At 31.4% G+C, this 21,177-nt stretch carries 19 protein-coding genes and 1 pseudogene; 10 read left to right on the forward strand and 10 right to left on the reverse strand.

Going from position 1 to position 21,177, the window contains the following annotated elements:
* Positions 1-61: 61 nt before the first annotated feature.
* Together ACZDYH_RS05825 and ACZDYH_RS05830 are read right to left on the reverse strand one after the other, a co-directional pair.
* Positions 62-223 (reverse strand): hypothetical protein, encoded by a 162-nt coding sequence (locus tag ACZDYH_RS05825; RefSeq protein ID WP_000724107.1) that lies wholly within the window; start codon positions 221-223, stop codon positions 62-64.
* Positions 223-1,338, reverse strand: a complete 1,116-nt coding sequence (locus tag ACZDYH_RS05830; protein ID WP_000116953.1) for a Rap family tetratricopeptide repeat protein — start codon at positions 1,336-1,338, stop codon at positions 223-225. Before ACZDYH_RS05830 ends, ACZDYH_RS05825 begins: the two co-directional genes overlap by 1 nt.
* Before the next feature lie 686 nt (positions 1,339-2,024).
* Between ACZDYH_RS05830 and tnpB the strand changes: the two are divergent.
* Positions 2,025-3,143: pseudogene (tnpB, locus tag ACZDYH_RS05835) on the forward strand (IS200/IS605 family element RNA-guided endonuclease TnpB).
* 733 nt (positions 3,144-3,876) lie between these two features.
* Here the strand turns inward: tnpB and rfbG are convergent.
* The 5 genes from rfbG to ACZDYH_RS05860 all read right to left on the reverse strand — a co-directional run bounded on the left by rfbG (position 3,877) and on the right by ACZDYH_RS05860 (position 10,218).
* Positions 3,877-4,965, reverse strand: a complete 1,089-nt coding sequence (gene rfbG / locus ACZDYH_RS05840) for a CDP-glucose 4,6-dehydratase (RefSeq protein WP_000934345.1) — start codon at positions 4,963-4,965, stop codon at positions 3,877-3,879.
* A 28-nt stretch (positions 4,966-4,993) separates the two neighbouring features.
* Positions 4,994-5,953, reverse strand: coding sequence for an NAD-dependent epimerase/dehydratase family protein (locus ACZDYH_RS05845; RefSeq protein WP_000561952.1), 960 nt, complete (start codon positions 5,951-5,953; stop codon positions 4,994-4,996).
* 82 nt (positions 5,954-6,035) lie between these two features.
* Complete coding sequence (locus tag ACZDYH_RS05850) at positions 6,036-8,105, reverse strand: glycosyl transferase (RefSeq protein WP_001087527.1); 2,070 nt, start codon at positions 8,103-8,105, stop codon at positions 6,036-6,038.
* A gap of 20 nt (positions 8,106-8,125) precedes the next feature.
* Positions 8,126-8,875 carry a sugar phosphate nucleotidyltransferase gene (locus ACZDYH_RS05855; RefSeq protein ID WP_000864434.1) on the reverse strand — a complete coding sequence of 250 codons (750 nt, stop codon included), beginning with the start codon at positions 8,873-8,875 and terminating at the stop codon, positions 8,126-8,128.
* A 668-nt stretch (positions 8,876-9,543) separates the two neighbouring features.
* Positions 9,544-10,218 (reverse strand): papain-like cysteine peptidase, encoded by a 675-nt coding sequence (locus ACZDYH_RS05860; RefSeq protein ID WP_001047153.1) that lies wholly within the window; start codon positions 10,216-10,218, stop codon positions 9,544-9,546.
* Positions 10,219-11,280: 1,062 nt separating this feature from the next.
* On the opposite strand from ACZDYH_RS05860, the gene ACZDYH_RS05865 reads away from it, so the two are divergent.
* The gene (locus ACZDYH_RS05865; RefSeq protein ID WP_000857313.1) at positions 11,281-12,480 is read left to right on the forward strand and encodes an FAD/NAD(P)-binding oxidoreductase; all 1,200 of its coding nucleotides are present in this window, start codon (positions 11,281-11,283) and stop codon (positions 12,478-12,480) included.
* Between the two features lie 66 nt (positions 12,481-12,546).
* The gene (locus ACZDYH_RS05870; protein WP_000925320.1) at positions 12,547-13,983 is read left to right on the forward strand and encodes an MBL fold metallo-hydrolase; all 1,437 of its coding nucleotides are present in this window, start codon (positions 12,547-12,549) and stop codon (positions 13,981-13,983) included.
* 617 nt (positions 13,984-14,600) lie between these two features.
* Here the strand turns inward: ACZDYH_RS05870 and pssA are convergent.
* The gene (gene pssA / locus ACZDYH_RS05875; RefSeq protein WP_000483080.1) at positions 14,601-15,092 is read right to left on the reverse strand and encodes a CDP-diacylglycerol--serine O-phosphatidyltransferase; all 492 of its coding nucleotides are present in this window, start codon (positions 15,090-15,092) and stop codon (positions 14,601-14,603) included.
* 501 nt (positions 15,093-15,593) lie between these two features.
* Here pssA and ACZDYH_RS05880 point away from each other — a divergent pair.
* Entirely contained in the window at positions 15,594-15,776 is a 183-nt protein-coding gene (locus ACZDYH_RS05880) for a DUF5065 family protein (protein WP_002000399.1), read from the forward strand.
* A 204-nt stretch (positions 15,777-15,980) separates the two neighbouring features.
* On the opposite strand, the gene ACZDYH_RS05885 is transcribed toward ACZDYH_RS05880, so the two are convergent.
* Both ACZDYH_RS05885 and ACZDYH_RS05890 read right to left on the reverse strand, forming a co-directional pair.
* Positions 15,981-16,163: a hypothetical protein gene (locus ACZDYH_RS05885; protein WP_000437513.1), complete on the reverse strand. Its 183-nt coding sequence runs from the start codon at positions 16,161-16,163 to the stop codon at positions 15,981-15,983.
* A gap of 202 nt (positions 16,164-16,365) precedes the next feature.
* The gene (locus ACZDYH_RS05890; RefSeq protein WP_434712499.1) at positions 16,366-16,869 is read right to left on the reverse strand and encodes a GNAT family N-acetyltransferase; all 504 of its coding nucleotides are present in this window, start codon (positions 16,867-16,869) and stop codon (positions 16,366-16,368) included.
* A 255-nt stretch (positions 16,870-17,124) separates the two neighbouring features.
* Here ACZDYH_RS05890 and ACZDYH_RS05895 point away from each other — a divergent pair, with 255 nt between their 5' ends.
* From ACZDYH_RS05895 to ACZDYH_RS05920, 6 genes are all read left to right on the forward strand, one after another.
* Entirely contained in the window at positions 17,125-17,523 is a 399-nt protein-coding gene (locus ACZDYH_RS05895) for a DUF2871 family protein (protein ID WP_000737896.1), read from the forward strand.
* 126 nt (positions 17,524-17,649) lie between these two features.
* Positions 17,650-19,041 (forward strand): FAD-binding oxidoreductase, encoded by a 1,392-nt coding sequence (locus tag ACZDYH_RS05900; RefSeq protein ID WP_000406580.1) that lies wholly within the window; start codon positions 17,650-17,652, stop codon positions 19,039-19,041.
* A gap of 47 nt (positions 19,042-19,088) precedes the next feature.
* On the forward strand, positions 19,089-19,244 hold the full coding sequence (locus ACZDYH_RS05905; RefSeq protein WP_000545391.1) for a transporter: 156 nt from the start codon (positions 19,089-19,091) through the stop codon (positions 19,242-19,244).
* A 12-nt stretch (positions 19,245-19,256) separates the two neighbouring features.
* Positions 19,257-19,604: a DUF4260 domain-containing protein gene (locus ACZDYH_RS05910; RefSeq protein ID WP_076876437.1), complete on the forward strand. Its 348-nt coding sequence runs from the start codon at positions 19,257-19,259 to the stop codon at positions 19,602-19,604.
* Between the two features lie 163 nt (positions 19,605-19,767).
* Positions 19,768-20,862, forward strand: a complete 1,095-nt coding sequence (locus tag ACZDYH_RS05915; protein ID WP_001025508.1) for a response regulator aspartate phosphatase — start codon at positions 19,768-19,770, stop codon at positions 20,860-20,862.
* A gap of 54 nt (positions 20,863-20,916) precedes the next feature.
* Positions 20,917-21,048, forward strand: coding sequence for a hypothetical protein (locus ACZDYH_RS05920; protein ID WP_000229167.1), 132 nt, complete (start codon positions 20,917-20,919; stop codon positions 21,046-21,048).
* Positions 21,049-21,177 lie beyond the last annotated feature (129 nt).

Here is a 21,177-nt window from a genome sequence, read left to right on the forward strand (position 1 = left end):
TGAACAAGCAGATAAGCCATTTAAAAACCCTCCATTTGGAGGGTTTTTAAATACATGTACATTAAATTTGTGGTGGTGCACCACCATAATCGCCAACACTATATGAAGGAGCAGGATAATGCCCATGAGTAGCAAGCTGATCTGTTTTAGAAAACTGAAAAATTCCCACCGTTAATACCCCAATAAAAGCAATGCCTGATAATAATAAGCTAATTTTTTTCATTATTTTAACACTCCTTTTGCGATTGATTTTTGTCTTGCTTGATAACAAATATGGAAATAGTCACTTACTTTTTGGTGGTTCTCTAATTGTCTACATTTTGTGGCAAATAATTCGGCGTATTCGACAACATATTCCCATAATTCTTCTTCCTCAAAGTATAAGATTCCTTCTTGAATGATTTTTTCTAATTCTTCCAATGGAATATTTTCGTTTAATTTTTTTAAAATAGAGAAGTGGTGTGTGTATTCTTCGTTATGAATTTCTCTACAAATCTGTAGTCCCTTATCAATGAGTTGGCTGGCCGTTGATTGTTCTCCTAACTTATAATGTTCCTTAGCTTGTAGGAAGATGGCCTTGAAGTGTGTAGGGATTTTCTCTGTTACTTCTGAAAGGTGACGAATAGCTAAAGTAGACATACTTTGATCAGAATACAGCCACCCCATAGTATTTTTTACGTATAACAAGGAATCTTCTTCCCTATTTTTTTGTAGTAAATCAATTGCGCAATGTAGATATTCTTCTGCTTGTTCGTACTGTTTTAAATAGATGCAGCAACCACCTAGCAAACTATTACAAAAGGCTGTTTTTACTTCATAACCTTCGTACTTTGAAAAGATTGCTCTCGATTTATTTGCGTACTCGATAGAAGCGAGATTGTTATAGGTATGGTGATAGAAAGTAGCAATTCTATAGTAAAATTCAGCATGTTCAATTTCATCTGGTATAGCTACCAATATTTTTTCTGCTAGTTTATAATGTTCCTCTGCCTCAGTATAATTAGATATAAAAGTGGAATGAATGGATTTGAAAAAATGATAATAGAATTGTAGAAATTGATCTGTAGGCATATCATAATCGCTAATAGTATCAAAACTATTTTGTTGAATACCAAGGCTATCTGTTAAGACCTTGTAACGAAATTCGAGTAGTGAATAGTATAGTAACAAATTTTGATCCTGATGTTCTTGATCCGGCTCAATGCTTAACTTATTAATTTTTTCATCAATTTTCTTTTTTAGATTAGTAGCTTTTATAACTTGTTGAGATAGCATAGCTCGATACCAGTCGTTCAATAGAGAGGTTAATTGCTCATTTCCCTTTACTGAAACACTCATAATATACGCCCCCATTTTCTAAAAAAATCCTAATCCAATTTAATTATAAACATCATAACAAAATAGAAGAAAAAATGGAGTGATATTACAATATTTTTCAAGAAAATTCATAAAAAACAATCAATTTGTGTCGAATATACTTAGAATAAAACATCCAAAAATTATCAAAAGATGATATGAGTCTTTATACGTTCTATCAGGTGAACTTAGAAACTGTGATTGAAGATTTATGAAATTTCCTTTTCTTAAAACGGATCAATTACATATTAATTTTTAAATTATTTTATCGGATACATATAGTATGTATCCGATAAAATATATAAATCTTGCGTATGTAAATAAGAAGACAATAAAGAAAACAAAAAAGAACTTGTAAGAATTCCTATAAGTTCTTTTTTAGATAATGTAAAAAGGTGAAACAGAACATCTCATTATTTGTAATAGTGAAATTATCTTACGTATGGTTTTGTTTTATTTTATTTTATCATTTTAGCCAAGAAGACTCCTTCCTCAAGGGGCGTGAAGGGCCACAGTCCAGTGAGTAGGTGGGAGATGAATTGGCCTCGAACAAGAGATGGCAGGAAGCCATCTTAATTGTTCGACATATAGAAAGTATTACTCTACTATCTATCGAATGTACGTTTGGTGTATAATAGTCATATACCGAAATGGAGGTGAATCAAATAATGATTAATAAAGCCTATAAGTTTCGTATCTATCCAAATCAAGCACAAGCAATTCTAATCAACAAAACGATTGGGTGTTCTCGCTTTGTATTCAATCATTTTTTATCCTTATGGGATCACGCATACAAAGAGACAGGAAAAGGCTTGACCTATGGTATATGCTCTGCCAAACTACCTGCCATGAAGAAAGAGCTTGTTTGGCTAAAAGAAGTGGATAGTATTGCGATTCAGTCGTCTGTTCGCAACCTTGCGGATGCTTATACGCGCTTTTTCAAAAAACAAAACAGCGCACCGCGCTTTAAATCTAAGAAGAACAACGTACAATCTTATACCACAAAACAAACAAATGAAAACATTGCCGTTGTAGGGAACAAAATAAAGTTGCCGAAACTAGGCCTTGTTCGATTTGCCAAAAGTCGCGAAGTAGAGGGGCGTATTGTAAATGCTACTGTTAGACGGAACCCTTCTGGTAGATATTTTGTGTCACTATTAGTTGAAACAGAAGTACAAGAACTTCCGAAAACACATTCTTACATTGGAATAGATGTAGGACTAAAAGATTTCGCTATTTTGTCAGATGGAACACACTATGAAAATCCGAAGTTTTTCCGATCATTAGAAGATAAGTTGGCGAAAGCACAGCGTGTTCTTTCTAGAAGAATGAAAGGATCTTCTCGCTGGAATAAACAACGAGTAAAGGTAGCTAGAATTCATGAATACATATCAAATACTAGAAAAGATTACTTGGACAAAATTTCAACTGAAATCATCAAAAACCACGATGTTATCGGTATAGAGGATTTGCAAGTATCGAATATGTTAAAGAATCATAAGTTAGCAAAAGCAATTAGTGAGGTATCTTGGTTGCAATTTCGATAAATGTTAGAATACAAAGCAAAATGGTATGGCAAACAAGTCATTGTCGTATCGAAAACATTTGCTTCTAGCCAATTATGTTCTTGTTGTGGATATCAAAATAAAGACGTTAAAAATCTAAACCTACGTGAATGGGACTGTCCTTCTTGTCGTACACACCATGATAGGGATATTAACGCAAGTATCAATCTAAAGAGTGAAGCGATAAGGCTTCTAACCGCAAGGACTGCGGGGTTAGCCTAATCAATTAGAGTTCGATAGAACTCTTTACTTAGGAATCCCTCACTTCTAAACGAAGTGAAAGTGGGGGTAGTTCAAAGAAGATGTACTATATTGAAGATTTGTTCTTATTGTTGATTAAAGGCAAATTAAAGACTGGTAGGGAAGAAGTGCATAAAAGAGAAAGCCTTCTTTACTTATTCTGAAAAGATAATTCAAAAAGCAATTTGTGTATAGAATAAGCAATGCATGAATTCATCAACATTGGTGATAATAAATCAGAGAATCAATATATAAGCATGAACTTTAGTGGAATAGCTACAAGAAGGGGATAATTCTATAATAGTAGATATAATTATCAAAATTTTCATCTTAGTTACTTTTCGGGTAGGATAAGTAGAAGAAAATAGGAAGTTTTTCTTTGAAGAAAGCTCTTTTGACAGGAATAGATTTTTTCATAACTAGAACAAATAAATTAATAATCACATATACTGTATTGTCGTTAAAGCAAGACATTATTTTCTCAGAACAAGGGAATCACTAGAAAAATATGTGATTCCTTTATTCTTAAGTATAATGTCAATAGTTGATTTGAAATAACCGAAGAAATAAAATCTTTGTTAATGGACAATCACATAATTTTAGGTATAGTAGGTTTATAATTTAGACTATAAAAATTAATGTATCTTTTATTATTTTAACCAAGAAGACTCCCTCCATAAGGAACTCACAGCAAGTATGGGTAAGTGGGAGTAGTTCAAAGCATGCAATATTGTTTGATTTGGCTAATACATAGATTTCTCATCTCAGAACTGGTGTAAGAATTATAATGTTTATACCATTCTATTGTATTTTCTAAAGTCTGTTGTAGGGACCATTTTGGCTGCCAATTAAGATTGAATTTTGCTTTGCTAATGTCAAGGTTTAGTAAATTTGCTTCATGAAAATTTATTGGATCTATATTTTCTGCTGTCCAATCCCCGCAGCCCCAAATATCTAGTAAACTGGTCACTAATTTTTCTACTGAAACAATATTGCTTAGGGATGGCCCGAAGTTCCATGCTCCTGAATAAAGGATACCATTATTTATAATTTTTTCTGTAAGGAGTAAATACCCGCTTAAGGGTTCTAGTACATGTTGCCAGGGTCTAATAGCAGTAGGGTTTCTAATAATAATGTTTTTGTTTGATTCTAATGCTCGTATACAATCAGGAATAATTCTATCTATTGACCAATCACCACCACCAATTACATTACCAGCTCGAACGCTTGCAATTATTTTCTTGTGTTGAGAAAAGTTTTCTTCTGAAAAGTAAGAATTTCGATAGGAAGAAATTAAAAGTTCGCAGCATCCTTTGCTTGAGCTATATATGTCATGGCCGCCCATAGGGTCAATTTCACGATAACCCCAAGGCCATTCTTTATTTTCATAGCACTTGTCACTTGTCACCATGATTCCTATTTTAGCTGATTCATGTAATCGAATTGCCTCTAGTACATTCATAGTTCCTACAACGTTTACCTCGTATGTTTCTCTAGGATATTCATATGAATACTTAACTAGAGGTTGGGCAGCTAAATGGAATACAATTTCAGGTTTATAATCTGTAAAAACCTTATTTAATTTATTAAAATCTCTAATGTCTCCACGAATATCAATTATATTATTTTGAAGGTTAGTAATGTTAAAGTTATCATTCTTATTTTTAGGATCTAATGAATATCCGATTACAGTAGCACCTAATTCATTCAACCATAGGGATAACCAAGAACCTTTAAAACCAGTATGTCCAGTAATTAAAATTGTTTTTCCGTAAAAAGCATTATTAAAGTTTTGGTTTAACAATTAGTCCACCTCCTTTAGTACCCTATTTTTAGGGGGTTAGGTATAAATGTTTATTATTTTTATACCAATTAACAGTTTTTATAATTCCTTCTTCAATATTAATTCTAGGTTCCCAGGAAAGAGAGTTTTTTATTTTTTGCACATCCGCTTCAGGAACCCATCTTTCATTTGTTCTAGAGGAAATTGCACCGTAATTTGGTCTGGAATTGGTTTTCAAATGTTTGAATAATAATTCTACATAATGTTTCAAGGGGTGAATAGTGCCGCTCCCAATATTAAAAATTTCATTTTGTACAGTAGTATTTTCTACTGCTAGGATACAGGCATCTATTACATTTTCTATATAACAATAATCTCTTAATTGATTACATAAAGTTAAATTTACATCTTTGTTTTGTAATACTCGCAAGATTATATAGCTAAAAATTTTATGCGGCTCTTCGCCTTCTCCGAATATGCCAAAAGGTCTTAATGTTATAAGATTAATATTGTTTTCGCTAGCAATTTGATGGGCGAGTATAGTAGCAGCAGCTTTGGTACTTCCATAGATATCCACAGGAGTTAGTAACATATTTTCATGAATAGGTTCCATCTTGTTACCGTATTCAGAACTACTCCCAAAATTGATGATTTTTTTACAATTCACCAATTTTGCTGCTTGAATAATGTTACAAGTCCCTATAACATTTGTTTCTATAGCATGGATGTAATCTGTATGGGCAGAATTTACACCATAGGCTGCCAGGTGAAAGATATAATCGGGATTAATTTTCTTTATTGCATCTTGTACTTGTTTTTTATCTCGTATATCTATTTCATAGGTTTCAATATATTTTAGAATATCCTTTAGTCTCCAAGAGTTTGATGGTGTTCTTATGAAAAGAACAATTTTTGCTTGTAAATTTAAAAGTCTTCGTGCCAAGTGAGAACCAATAAAACCGTATCCACCAGTAATAAGGAAAGTTTTATTTTTAAATGAAGCAATCATAGTGATAATCTATCCTTTATTAAGATGTATTTTTAGTTGCTGAAATAAATAGATTTATTTTTAAATAAGGAAAGTATCAGTCTTAATTGTGATGAGGGGAGGGGTATTTAAAATAATTTTTTATTGTTGTTGTATCAATTTGATCAGCAAATAAAGAGGAGGAAGGTTTTTGAAAGGTATTATGAAGGGTATGACATGTCTTATTCAATTGTTCAATATAAGGAATGTATATATAATCTAAAACTGCTGGAGGTAATTCTAAAGTTTCGTGTTTCCATAAATCGAACTCATTTGGATTAATAATTTGCATACTTCCAAAATGAAAAGCTATTAATTCATCTTGATCAATAAAAACTTTATTATCTGTTTTGGATATAGAACTGCTATTTAAAATGACATTCCAAGGTGCTGCATCAATACCTCTATGAGTCATGATTTTTATATTAGAAAAGATGTTAGGAATGTGATTTAAATATTTTTGATCACCCCATCTATCCATTTCAACATCATAATGATTATTACAATATTCTAGGCATTTATCTTTCCACCATGTTAAAATTTCTTTACTATTTTGATCGTTTTTGAAGCCTACTAAACCAGCTTGGTATATACCGTGTATGCTTTCAATTTCAGTAGAGCTTCTTTGAGGGCAAAGGAATACAGAGTATTTCCACCACTCATCAAGAATGATATTAGGTGCTGTAAAGAAATACATATCAGCATCACAATATATAATGTGATCAACTTCCGGATAAAGACTAAGGACATGTAGACATAGGGGCGCTTTTAATGTCCAACAATACTCTTGTAAACTTCTATCATTTTTTATACTGAGGAGTTCATGATTTTCAATTTCTTTTACCGGAATTAGTATGGCGTGCTTTAATTTTAATTTCTCTAATATTTGATAAGTTAGATCATCCATACAACAGATCCATACAGTAAATTTAGCGTTGAAATTTTCTAAGGAATAATAAGAGGTCAATCCTTGAATTAATCGTTCTTTACTTATAATCATGGAAAAGTTCATAAAATGATTGGATTGATTCATTTTTCTTCTTAATTGTGAATCTTTATATAAAGTTTGAGCTTTATTTATATCTTTTTTACTTAAAAATTGTTTAGTATCTTTATTGAATTTATCCTTTAATTGCTTTAAAACAAATTGAATTCTCTCTAAATACGGAGTGTAAATATGGTTTAATATATTATTGGGTATTGAAATTTCTCCCAAAGACCAAAGATCAAAATCATTTTCAGTAAAGATAGTAATACATGCAAAATGGTAAACAACTAGTTTGTCGTTTTCAATAAATATATCATTTTTAGTCTTGTCAATTTTATAATCGTTATTATATATACAGTTCCAAGGCGCAGCATTTATACCTAAGTTATTTGAAATTTTTACTTTTGGAAAATATATAGGGATATAATCTAAATACTTTTGGTCTCCAAATTTCCCCTCTTCAGCCTCGGCACTGCACCAATCTATACATTTATTTTTCCACCATCTTACACTTTTTAGTCCATAGAGATCATTCTTAAATCCAATTAGACCAGCCTGATATTTTCCGTACATTTTTTCTACCCAATCACGATCTCTTTGGGGGGTTAGGAAGATAGAATGGTCACCCCATTCCTCAAAAATAATATTAGGGTCAGAGAAAAAGCATAAATCACCATCACAATATAGAATAGATGGTAAATCATAATTGACCAATAAATATTCTATCAAGACAGATTTTAAAGTCCAACAATATTCATTTACTTTTCTTTTTCTCTTAATTGCTTTTAGTTCACGATCTTCTAATTCTTCAACTTGTAAAAGGTTTACATTAATTAAACTCATTTCTTTTAATAGTGAATATGCAAAAGGATCTATACAACAAATCCACAATGTGAATTTTTCTGAGTACTGCATTAATGATTGCTGTAAAGCAATAATTTTCAAGACATACTCACTACCTACAATGACGCAGAAATGATTATTTAGATCATGTTGTTGATTATAGAATTGGGGATTAATTCTTTTTTGAGTATTTTTTTTGGAGAGATTTGAAGCTTTAATTCCTGTTGAAAGTGGGTTAACTATTTTCTCATTAGAGGGGATGTACAATCGAGGTAAACTTATTTTTTTATCATTAGAGTTCAATGCTTATTCAGTCCTCTCCACTAAAATTTATTTGGATTCCAACTTTCATTTACAGTTTTTAAATCTTTAGGTGTATCGACACTAGCCCAAAAGTCATTGTGTTCATAGACGGCGAGCTCATTGTCTTTTATTAAATTTCGAAGAGGATCTTCTTCTAGAACACAATCATCATTATTACTTAAATAATTGAATATTTCTTTGTTAAATACAAAAAAACCGCCATTAATTACTTCATCAAGTAATGGTTTTTCTTTAAAATCAATAGCAATTCCATCTTCGACCGCCAATAGGCCGTATTGACTATTTTTTTTAATTCCAGTTAATGTAGCAATTTTTCCTTTTTCTTTATGGAATGCTATTAGTTGATCAATATCTATATTGGCTAATCCGTCACCATAAGTTAATAAAAAGGTTTCACCCTGTACAAAGGATTCAAGTTTTTTTAGTCTTGCCCCGGTCATTGTATCAATTCCTGTATCTATAAAGTGTATATTCCAATTTTCTAATTTCTGAAGTAGCGTATATTGACTGGTTTTAAAATTCAAACTAAAGTCATTCTCTTTCCAGCTAAAGTCCATAAAATATTCCTTAATTTTCTCACCTTTATATCCTAAGGGTAAAATGAAATCAGAATGTCCATATTTTCTATACCAATTCATTATATGCAAGAGGAGAGGCTTTCCTTGAACTCGAACTAATGGTTTGGGAATGTCCTCTAAAATTCCTTGCATCCGAAGCCCTTTTCCGCCACACAAAATTATGACTTTCATAGATTTATTTCCTTCCTCTCTATATATTTTACTAATTTAAACTATGTAGTTTGTTTGGTAAATGTATACACGGTTGTACCATAATGACAATCAACTAAAAAAAATATGTTAGATTTATAATTCAGATGCTGATTAAACGTGGAGAATACACACTGTAGTTTATCATTAATTATATGTAAATTAGGTTCTTTTAAAATCTATGCTTTAGTTTATTTAATATTAATGAAAGAAATTGCTTGTTCTTAAGATAAAAGAAGGGGAAGGAAATCAAGGGAATTGAAGAAGCTTATAATGAAATATCCAAGAAGACAAAATATAAGATAAAGTATGGAAGTAAGTAGTCGTGAATGCACTACATAAGCAGAATATGCTGATCGCATAAATGATTATACAGAAATCAATAGAAGAATAACAAAGGGAATTAGCCATTTAAAGGAAAATGGAACAACTATTTTTACATTTTATAAATTCAAAAAAGAGCACCGCATAAAGGTGCTCTAGTGATGGAACTAATTTTGTAAAGAACTATTTATTCAATAAAGAAGGACTTACGAATTATTATATGAACGTTTTGTTAATTAAGTGTGTATCAATTAGACAGGAATTTTATTTTTCTACACCTATTTGATTTTACGGGCTAAATCATGTTAAAAGTAAGAAGAAAATTATTAAGTTAATGTTATTTTGTTTAAAATAACATCCCAATCGGAATCATCACCTTCCCATCTATCCTGATAACGTGGGAGTTCAATTGAACAAACCCTCGATATTCCCCAATTTTGTTCAACAATATTAGATATACCCTCCTTGAAATTAACAATAAGAATATTAAAATCCTTATTTGTAATTTTAGATAATACGTTTTGTAATTCAACCGCTTCATCTCGATTTCCCCAAATTCTAATGAATAAAATGGATTCACTACTATTTATTTTTTCAAGGAATCGATTAATTCTAGTGTCTAATTTAGCTTTAAAAGAAGGATAGGTTGATTTCAAATCCTTTTCGGAATTAATAGGAAAATCATGCATTGAAAAACAATTATAATAAGTGTCCTTTATACAGTAGGTAATTCGTTCTGCCCATTTAATTTGATTATCAAATTCTGATTCAATAAGACCGTAACTTTCTGAACCTTCTATAACCATATTTTCCAACTTCATGAATTTTTTAAATCGATTTTGAAGTAATCTGTTTACATCTGAAAGTGATGGATAATAAAACCAATCTAAAGGTCCAGAAAATGTTCTTAAATTGTGTCTTTTGATTTGGTTGGTGACTTGACACAATCCTCCTAAACTTACAATTACGCCATAGGATTTTTGTATATCTTCTAGGTTCATCCTCATCATCCTTTATAAAAGTAATTTAAATTATCTGTTCAGTATATGATGCAATAACATATTGATGTGGACCTATATATCACAGTGCATAGAGCTAAGACATTTGTATAAATTTAAAAAGTCAAATACCTAAGTTGAGGGATTTCATCTTTGACGTTATATCATGGAGTTATTATTGGAATGAAAGCTGGTAGGGATATTGCGCCAGAGTTATATATTCTCCAGTAACTTAATTTAGAAACCTGTTCTTGATTACTGTAGTAAAATTGTTGTTCTTTTAAAAGAATCCTTAGATAAAAAAGAAAAATCTATTGGCTAGCATTTAACCAGTAGATTTTTCTTTTCATCTTCATAGTTTTCCTGCCTCTCTTAAAGTTATGATATATAATCTTTTAAAGACTGACACGGTGCATTTTTTTTCATAATGCACGCAAAAAAATCAGTTTAAGAATTATGTGAAATCGTGTCAAAAAATTAAAGGTAATTATATATGTATTTAAGATGATATCCATCTGCGTGTATTTTTTTAAATTTTTAGATAAATGCAATGATAATGGCTTCTTAAGAATTAATTTAGCACCTTGTTTATTTAGAAAAGCCCTATAAACCATTTAGTTCATAGTAAAAGTAATATATTTAATATTAAATGTCTTGCATAATGCGATAAAATTTCACAATTTTTTATCAATATATACAGAAAAAGGTAACGAAACTTAAGCGATATTTAATACTTTTCATATTTGTGAAGTATGTGAATTTGTTTATTTTAACATCTAAGATGTTAGATGTTGTTTTTTAAACATTACTTATCCGGATTCATGAAAAGTATTTTAATGAATTATTTTTATTTTATATAATAATATTTAGTTTTAATATTAAAACTAAAATATGGAAGTAACATAGGGGATTTACGCATATAGTAATGTTGATGGTAAAATTAACAAAATTTTCATTTAAATCAGATAAAACTATGATGTTTTTAACTTATAATCATGTTACTACGATGAAAAAATGGCTACTAATTAGTTAATTTAAAAATCAATTTTAGATAGGAAGAGGATAATGAAGACCAGAGATAGTTATAAAATTATTGTAATTGGTGCTGGGACAGCAGGACTATCTTCTACTGCACATTTATTACGAAATGTACCCCTATTGAAAGAAAGTATAGCAATTATTGATCCATCAAAAAAACATTACTTTCAGCCACTATGGAGTTTAGTGGGGGGAGGAATTGTTTCAAAGGAAAGTACGATGCGTAATCAGGAATCGCTTATTCCAAAAGGGGCAACGTGGATCCCTAAAAGTGTTGTTGAGTTATTTCCATCTGAAAATAAGATACTTTTAGATGACGGACTGCTACTTGAGTATGAAATTCTTATTGTAGCAGCTGGTATCCAAATAAATTGGGACAGTATTAAAGGCTTAAAAGAGTCTATTGGCACTAATGGGGTATGTAGCAATTATTCTTATACATATGTTGATTCTACTTGGAGAGAAATCGAAAAATTTAAAGGAGGAAATGCGCTTTTTACCCACCCTAATACTCCTATTAAATGCGGTGGTGCTCCACAAAAAATTATGTACTTAGCAGAGGAGTATTTTTGTAATAGTGGTGTAAGAAACAGAAGTAAAGTAATATTTTATTCTGCAAACAATAACATATTTCAGGTTCCACGATATGCAAATACTTTAGAACAAGTACTAGAAAGAAAGCAAATTATAACGAATTATAATAAAAATCTAGTGGAAATTATCGCCGAAAAGAGAGAGGCAATTTTTGAAGATACGCAAACACTAAAAAGAGAAACCGTACCATATAGTATGATACATGTTGTTCCGCCAATGGGGCCACCTAATTTTATTAAAGAGAGTGAGATAAGTGATCATCAGGGGTGGGTAGATATAAGCCCTTATACTTTGCAGCATGTGCAATATAAAAATATTTTTGGACTTGGAGATTGTACCAATTTACCTACCTCTAAAACTGGAGCAGCAATTCGAAAACAAATACCCGTCTTAAAACAAAATATTATGGACGTACTTAGCGGAAGAGATTTACAGGCTAAATATGATGGATATACATCATGTCCGATTGTTACAGGATATAAAAGTCTTATACTTGCTGAATTTAACTATGAACATGAGCCTCAAGAAACGTTTCCATTTAATCAAGCGAAAGAACGGTATAGTATGTTTTTACTTAAAAGATATATGTTGCCATATATGTATTGGAATTTAATGTTGAAAGGGATTCTATAGGAGAAGATAAAAAGTGGTTACAAAAATTGAAAATTAATTTGAAATAACTAATTGGAGGGAATAGCTATGCTTTTAAAATATTTTTATGATGAAAAATTAGCACATGCTTCCTATTTAGTCGGTTGTCAGAAAGAAGGCGTAGCAATCGTTATTGATCCTAGTCGCTATATAGAACAATATATAGAATTTGCTAAGAAAGAGGGGATGGAAGTAATTGCTGCGGCTGAGACTCATATTCATGCTGATTTTCTTTCTGGGTCTAGAGAACTTTCTAATCTTTACCATGCAAATTTATATGTATCTGATGAAGGAGATTGTGATTGGAAATATCAATATCTTAACGAAGGTCGATACAAATTGGTTAGAGAGGGCACAGAGTTTAAAGTAGGTCATATAAAATTTAATGTAATTCACACCCCAGGGCATACGCCTGAAAGTATTTCTTTTTTAGTAACTGATACAAGTCAAAATAATTATACGAATGATAAACCGATAGGAATATTCACAGGTGATTTTATATTTGTAGGAGATATAGGAAGACCGGATTTATTAGAAACTGCAGTCGGTATTAAAGATACTGCAAAAATAGGAGCGAAACAATTATTTGATTCTATACAAAAAATAAAAATACTTCCTGATTATTTGCAAATATGGCCATCACATGGTGCGGGAAGCGCATGTGGAAAAGCATTAGGAGCAATTCCAACTTCTACATTAGGTTATGAAAAGATGTTCAATTGGGCATTTCGGTGTAATGAAGAAAGTGATTTTATATCGACTTTATTGACGGGACAGCCAGAGCCTCCAAAGTATTTTTCATTAATGAAGAATTTAAATAAGTATGGTCCGCCAATTCGTAAGAAGAGAAAAAGTACTGCTATTAATACAGTAGAAGAACTTCAAGAAATTTTGAAGAGCGTTTATCAAATAGTTGATATAAGGGATGTAGAGAGTTTTGCTGCAGGTCATATCGAGAAGTCAATTAACATACCTTATAACAAGTATTTCACAACTTGGTGTGGATGGTTATTAGATTATAAAAAAGAAACTTTAATAATTCTAGATGAGGAAAAGGTTAAAGTAGAGGCAGTTATTAGAGAATTTGAATCTATTGGGTTAGATAATATTATTGCTTTTGCACCCTTAAAAGTAATACAAAGACTTGATAGATTTGAAAGTTACAAAGAAAAAACATCGATTGAATTATATCCGCATATAAAAGGTGGAAGCGTTAAGGTTATCGATGTGCGTAGTAAAAAAGAGTGGGAGGAAGGACACCTTCATGATGCAATACATATCACTTTAGGTAATCTATTTGAACAACTAGATTATATACCGAAAGATTTTCCAATAGTTTTGCAATGTCGAACCGGATTACGTTCCGCTATAGCAGCTAGTATTTTACAAAGAGCTGGTATAAAGGAAGTAGTGAATTTAAAGGGAGGATTTCTTGCATGGAAAGAAGAAGGGCTTCCTTATACAACATGCAATCTCAATGTGTAGGAAAATATTATATGCTAGGTAAGAATAATTAAAAGAAGTTATAGATGACGTGTTAGAAAAGGGAATCATAATTGTCGCAGATTCAGGAAATACATTAGGATTATTAATTGATTATCCAGTTAAATATGAAAATGTAATATTTGTTTTAGCATTAAATAATTTAACATTGGATCCATCTTTTATGGAATGGCAGTGTTGGAAGTACTTAGGTATTATCAATAAGAACCTAATTTAAAATTCTCTTGGATGCAAGAGAATTTTTTTATTGGGAATAGTAAGGGGGAGGGGAGGTGCATTACATATGGGAAAAGGTAGAAGTAATAATGCTGGTAAAAAGCAACCAAATTTTGATGATTCATCTAATTTTGCTAAACAAAGCCAACCGACAGAAAAGAAGAAGAAATAAGAACAGGAGCTCTCTTGATAAAGGGAGCTCCTGTTAAAAGTGGACTGACGTTTCAGAATAACATATCGATGGATTAACCCAATAGCCATAAATACAAGGTTTTAATTTTTCGAAGGGCACCTAATTTAATATTATTGTCCCGCTTTTTTATACTTATTGACGCGTTAAATCCATTTAAAATGCTCCTTAATGGCGTTGGGCGTGACCTTCATTAAAATTTTTTAAACCTAATGGGACTTACCATTAAGAGGGCGAGGATTAAAGTAATCCATGCATTACTATATGAAAACAATGCCATACCAGCCAATGATAATCCTGCAGCTGGAATAGGTAATCCCTTAAAATATCCAATAGTTGGTTTAATACTAAATTTAGCTAATCTTAAAGCACCCATTGTTGGGAATAGGATAAATGCCAAAGAAGTTAAAATAGAAGGTGTTGCTATCGTATGAAATAAAAGCGCAGGAGCGACGCCGAAACTAACAATATCAGCTAAGGAATCCAATTCTACGCCAAACTCACTGTTCACTTTTAATTTTCTTGCAATTCTTCCATCAAGAAAATCTAAAACAGCTGAAAAGAAAATGAGAATGGAGGCTGCTCCTAAATATTCACTCATATTCAAGGTGATTGAGAAAACACCGCACAATAAATTTCCAATCGTAAATAAATTCGGTATAACTTTTACAAGCTGATTAAACAAGTTTGTTCCTCCTAAATTAATTAAACTTCACATTTCTGTAGCAATTTCTATATATTCTTCCGTTATTCTTAAAAATATATGACCACTGTATTACTGTAAGCTAATTAAATTTCGATAAGAGAAAAATTGATTTCTTAAATGTTCCACTGGTTTATAAAAATGTTTAATCATTTTCAGTACGCGTTATTGAATATTAGCACCTGATAGTTGATATTTCGAGTAGTCAGGGATTTTCCGGTTCTGGTGCAAAAAATTCAAGGTAATTAAAAATAATCTCTAAAAAGGAGACATAATGATACTATTATTTTAAAAAGGTTCGTGGTTGGTATCGAATATAAAAAAATAGAATTTTTATACAAAAATCACCCGAAAGGGTGCCTTTTGTACCTCTTAAAATGACTGAAGATGTGTTTACTTGAGTTCATTAGGTAGTTAGAGGTTGATAGACTATCTTTAACGAAAATGTTGAGTAGTTCATCTTCATTATATATCAATTTAATAATGATTGGGGATTTAGAAAGTTCCATGGAAAGTACATATCAACCTGATTGGAAGATTGGAAATTTAATAACTGGTGATACATTTTACTTAACGCAACATTTTGGTGCGCAAATGAAAATTTTTAAAGTCCACACAAATGGTACCCTAGAACGATTCCAAACAATAGAACCAGAATTAAAATAAAATTTTTGTAGCATCAATTAAATTCATTTCTTTTTATGCAAACACACTTTCAGCGGAACTAATTTCTTCACTATTTTGCGCTGGAAAGACTTTATAAAAAATGGTTACGTTTTCTGATCTTGAAATAACCCTCTCAAATTGCAATCCTGCTTTTTCTAAAAGCTTTACTGCATCAACAATAGAAGTAATTGCTACAAAAGTTTTTCAAATAAAATTTATAAAAGCTTGATAGGTAATACCAAGGGAAAAGACCGTAGCTACTATATGTGCAGTCCATTTAGGCATATTTAAATTTAATACGGTATTGTACAACATTCCATATACGATACAAATGATTAATATGAATGCAATGAATTGAAGAACTAATAAAAATAGCGGTTGTTCCATTTATTCTCACTTTCTTTATTTGATATATTAATATAATTTATTTAAATGTGAAAGTTTTATTTCTATGAATTTCCAAAAAATGTGATATGAAAGGCATAGTAGTAATCACAAGAATTACTGCAAAACTATAATGGAAATAAAAGTATTATGACGAGATCAGTAAAATAGTAAAGAAGGTCACCATTCACGGCGACCTTCTTTACTATGCGTTATACCCAAATAATTTTAAATCTTCTCCTGAATCTGAAATGATTTTCTCAAATCGTAATCCTACTTTTTCTAAAAGCTTTCCTGAGGCGATGTTATCTATAGAAGTAATTGCTACAATTCGTTTCATGCTGAGCTTTTGTACACCGTATTCGATTATCACAGAAGCTGACTCGTAGCCGTATCCTTGTGAACGGAATGTCTCTAAAAAGGCAAATCCGATATCAACATCTTCTAATGAATCTCTTTTAATAAGGCCACACATACCAAGTGGAGTGAGATCTTCTTTTCGTTCTACTAAGTAAAGGCCAAATCCGAGTTTGTTATACATATCGATGGGACCGTTTACAATATAACTTTTTGCATCTTCTAAGTTTCTAACTCCTTTGTCACCGATAAACTGAATCCATGCAGGATCGTTTACTAACTCAAGAATAAAAGGAGCGTCTTTTATATCAAACCAACGAAGGTTAAGACGTTCGGTTTCAAGAACTATCAATTATTACACCACCTTTAAAAAGTTATAACAATTAGTATGGATTGTGTAAAACAAAAGTGCAACATATTTTAAAGGAGCTTTGTTTGTTCACATAAAGTTCGTTTGTTTTGTATAGAGAGATATTTTATAATTAGGATTGATTGTAAAGAGTGAGATGCTTATACAATGACTCCTAGGTGACTAGGAGTTTTTACTATATAACTATCATTATTACTAAATATGACACACTACACATTCTACTCAAGGAGGTACATAATGAAGAAATTATATAATGCATCGTTTACGTATTTGATTATCGGTTTATTATCAGGGATTTTCGCTAGGGAGTATGGTAAGTATAAAGGGATTTTAGGATCTACTTTGTTAAATCTTTTGCATACACATACACTTGTACTTGGCTTTTTCTTCTTTTTAATTGCTTTAGGATTAGCAAAAGTATTCGCGTTTCATGAAGTGCAAGGGTTTAATAAGTGGTTTGTTTTACATAACATTGCATTAACATTAATGTTAGGTTCGCTAGCAGCGAGAGGGCTTCTTCAGTTAAATGGAGCTGACTTTAAAGGGTTAACTTATATTGTAGGATTTTCTCATTCGTTGATGGCAGTTACTTTAATTTGGTTTATGTTGTTAATAAAGAAATCGTTTAAAATGTAGTGGAAAAGAACTTGTAGCGTGTGCTGCAGGTTCTTTTTTGTATGTTTAGGTTTAAAAATCTCATTTTTCTAATTATTTTGTATAAAGATGGTATACTTGTTTTAAATTTAAAAAGGAGAGTTGATTATGGAAATAACAATTGAACATGTAGTAAATGAATTAAAAGGCATACTTCCTGAAGATCGAGTAGTAATAAATATGACAGTACGAGAGTTACATAGTAAAGATGAATCTTACCATGTTAGTAGTTTACCTGATGTAGTTGTTTTTCCAAAAACGACCGAAGAAGTTAGCGCGATAATGAAAATAGCGAGTCAGCACGGAACAGCTGTCGTTCCATTTGGAGTAGGGTCCAGTTTAGAGGGACATGTAATTCCTTACGAAAAAGGAATCACAATGGACTTTTCTCTTATGAACAAAATACTTGAAATAAGAGAAAAGGATTTTCTTGTGAGAGTACAGCCAGGGGTGACGCGCTCTCAGCTTAATAAAGAATTGAAAAAGTATGGATTATTTTTTAGTGTAGACCCAGGAGCTGATGCAACGTTAGGAGGAATGGCTGCTACAAATGCGAGCGGAACGACAGCGGTAAAGTATGGGGTAATGCGTGATCAAGTCCGAGATTTAGAAGTCGTTCTTGCTGATGGAGAAGTAATACATACCGGGAATTTAGCGGCGAAGTCATCATCAGGTTATCATTTAAATGGTATTTTCGTAGGCTCAGAAGGAACACTTGGATGTTTCACGGAGTTAACTTTAAAAGTATACGGTATACCAGAACATGTTATGGCTGCGAGGGCATCGTTTCCAACTATAAATGATGCAGTAGAAGCTGTAATTAACATATTACAGGCAGGTATTCCAATCGCGAGAATTGAACTCGTTGATGAATTATCTATGAAACAAGTAAATCATTACAATGAAACAAGTTACAGAGAAGAACCGACACTGTTTTTAGAGTTTCACGGCAATGAAGCAGGGTTAAAGCAAGATATTGAATTTACGAAAGAAATCGTTCTTGATCATAAATGTATAGAAATTGCATTTGAGATGGAAACAGCAGCGAGAAATAAACTGTGGGATGCAAGACATAACTTAGCGTACTCTTACGTGCATAGTTATCCTGGTAAAAAGCTAATGAGTACAGACGTATGTGTGCCAATTTCGGAATTAGCTGGAGCGATTCAACATGCGAAAGAGGTATTAGATAAAGTAGGGCTTATTGGCGGTATTCTCGGTCATGTTGGGGATGGGAATTTCCATGTACTCTTAATGATTGATACAAATGATAAAGAGGAAGTGAAGAAGGCAGACGAAATAAATGAAAGTATCGTTCAGTATGCTCTTAAACGAGGAGGAACGTGTACAGGAGAACATGGCGTTGGAATCGGAAAACGAAAGTATCAAGAAGAAGAGCATGGGGCAGCATTATTTGTAATGGAGAAAATAAAGAAAGCTCTTGATCCGCAAAATATTTTGAATCCGAATAAGGTGTTTCAATTAAAAGATAGGGGCTGAGTGGATGAAAGTACTAGAAGCGATAAGTAATGTAGCTGGAATGTATTTTGCATTTTGGACCGGCTGCTGCACTCCCAAGTGTATTAGCGGCAGTATGGCATAACATTGCAGGGCCAATATTAGCAACCATCTGGTCAAAAAATGCAAAAAATGAAAAGAATACTTTTAGCGATGAAAATGTATTAATAAATATAGAAAAATAGGAATGATAAATAATGCAAAAACGTATTGTACATTTTGAAGGAATGGTTGTATTTTTAGCCACAATTTATATGTATTCGATATATGAGTTTAGTTGGATTATATTTTTTGTATTCCTTTTAGCGCCGGATCTATCAATGTTAGCATATGGGATTAATAATCACGTTGGTGTGAAAATATATAATGTATGTCACACATATATCATATCCATATTAATTGTTCTACTAGGTGTCTATTTTAAGATAGATACCGTTATAATGATTGGCTTAATATGGACAGCATATATTGGAATGGATCGAATGTTTGGGTATGGATTGAAATATGAGACGGGTTTTAAGGATACTCATATTCAGAGGTTATAAGAAAAAGTATTCATATTTACAGCGGATTTATTAAAATATTGAACGAAATTCAGTGAATGAATTTCGTTCAATTGTTTAGATATATATATATATATATATATATATATATAAATAATCGAATTATGTTATTTTTATGATAATTAAAAGAAGGAGAGTGGATTTGATGAATATACAAATCACTGGCAATGAATTAATTACTAAGATGCTGAATGATTGGTATCGAGATATTAGAGCTCAACGTATAAGTGAAGCGAAAAAATTAAAAGGGGAGATCGATAAAAAGCTTTATATTATCGAATCAGATGTAAAGGTTTCATTTCACTATTATCTGTTAGAATTTCGATATAAAGTGTTAATAGATGGTTTAGGTAATTTGAAAAAAGCTTTTGATAAAATAGATGCATTGCCTAAACCAAATGATGAATATTCTAATTATTATTATTATTTATTCAAAGCCATTCATTATACAATTCTTACTAATTATAGTGAAGCTAGCAACTATTTTGAAAAAGCTGAAGGGTTATTAGAGCATATTTCAGATGAAATTGAATATGCAGAGTTTAATTATAGAGTTGCTATATTAAAATACCACTTGCATTACGCATATTCAGCTATTGAATACGCTTCAAAAGCAAGAGATATCTTTGTTAAACAAGCAGGGTATGAAGTGAACATAGCGCTGTGCGAAAATATATTAGGATTATCTTTTTCGGAATTAAAGCAGCATGATAAAGGTGAGGAATATATTGCGTCAGCAATAAACATTTTACAAAAAAATGATGCTGAAATGTTAGTATTAAGAATCAGACATAATTTAGGTTTATTGTATGCGAGTCAAAATCTTTCAGTTTTAGCAATTAGACACTTATCTGAGGTTTCTAAAAAAATGCCTACTCATTATAAGGCAATCTTTTTAGAGGCAAGAGAATATTATAAATTAGGTGAAATAGAAAAAGCGAAGGAATTAATTGAAAGTGGATTGAAGGTTTGTGAGGAATTAAAAAATGATGAATATAGATATCACTTTTTAATTCTAAAGGGATTTTGTCAGCATTTAGAGGTAGAAAAAATAGAAAAAATTATTCTCGAAGGTTTTTCTTACTTTGAAAGAAAAAATTTATCGGAGTATATTCACGAATATACTGAAAGTCTGGCATTAGAGTTTCATAAAGTAGGTAATATAGAAAAAGCAGAAAAGTATTTTTTTATGAGTTATGAAATAAAAAAGAGAATACTTGAAAAAGAAGCATTGAAATAAAGAAAAAACTTGGATTATCTATAATGGGAATAGCAGCTGAAGTTATGGGGTTTTATGGTAGAAGGTCTTTGTAATAAATTAGCTCAAAGTGGATATGGTGGAACGTTTATAATTATAAAACCTAATGAAAATCCATATGCTGTCTCTGAAGATACAACGATGCCTGCAAAACAAATCTTCTATTGAACGTGGGTAATTAAACAAGTCACAAATTATAATTTGTGACTTGTTTAAGGTTGGATACTAAATGTGTTGCTTTCAATATTGAAAGCAACTTTTAAGTTTGTGATTAATAGTTAACTTAATAAATTTTTG

This window comes from Bacillus sp. EB V-12 (assembly GCF_056158125.1).

What these genes read in the sequence shown, in the direction of transcription:
- ACZDYH_RS05825 (WP_000724107.1), bottom strand. Translation starts at nt 223, where the DNA reads ATGAAAAAAATTAGCTTATTATTATCAGGCATTGCTTTTATTGGGGTA.
- ACZDYH_RS05830 (WP_000116953.1), bottom strand. Translation starts at nt 1,338, where the DNA reads ATGAGTGTTTCAGTAAAGGGAAATGAGCAATTAACCTCTCTATTGAAC.
- ACZDYH_RS05845 (WP_000561952.1), bottom strand. Translation starts at nt 5,953, where the DNA reads ATGATTGCTTCATTTAAAAATAAAACTTTCCTTATTACTGGTGGATAC.
- ACZDYH_RS05855 (WP_000864434.1), bottom strand. Translation starts at nt 8,875, where the DNA reads ATGAAAGTCATAATTTTGTGTGGCGGAAAAGGGCTTCGGATGCAAGGA.
- ACZDYH_RS05860 (WP_001047153.1), bottom strand. Translation starts at nt 10,218, where the DNA reads ATGAACCTAGAAGATATACAAAAATCCTATGGCGTAATTGTAAGTTTA.
- ACZDYH_RS05865 (WP_000857313.1), top strand. Translation starts at nt 11,281, where the DNA reads ATGAAGACCAGAGATAGTTATAAAATTATTGTAATTGGTGCTGGGACA.
- ACZDYH_RS05870 (WP_000925320.1), top strand. Translation starts at nt 12,547, where the DNA reads ATGCTTTTAAAATATTTTTATGATGAAAAATTAGCACATGCTTCCTAT.
- ACZDYH_RS05880 (WP_002000399.1), top strand. Translation starts at nt 15,594, where the DNA reads ATGATTGGGGATTTAGAAAGTTCCATGGAAAGTACATATCAACCTGAT.
- ACZDYH_RS05885 (WP_000437513.1), bottom strand. Translation starts at nt 16,163, where the DNA reads ATGGAACAACCGCTATTTTTATTAGTTCTTCAATTCATTGCATTCATA.
- ACZDYH_RS05895 (WP_000737896.1), top strand. Translation starts at nt 17,125, where the DNA reads ATGAAGAAATTATATAATGCATCGTTTACGTATTTGATTATCGGTTTA.
- ACZDYH_RS05900 (WP_000406580.1), top strand. Translation starts at nt 17,650, where the DNA reads ATGGAAATAACAATTGAACATGTAGTAAATGAATTAAAAGGCATACTT.
- ACZDYH_RS05910 (WP_076876437.1), top strand. Translation starts at nt 19,257, where the DNA reads ATGCAAAAACGTATTGTACATTTTGAAGGAATGGTTGTATTTTTAGCC.
- ACZDYH_RS05915 (WP_001025508.1), top strand. Translation starts at nt 19,768, where the DNA reads ATGAATATACAAATCACTGGCAATGAATTAATTACTAAGATGCTGAAT.
- ACZDYH_RS05920 (WP_000229167.1), top strand. Translation starts at nt 20,917, where the DNA reads ATGGTAGAAGGTCTTTGTAATAAATTAGCTCAAAGTGGATATGGTGGA.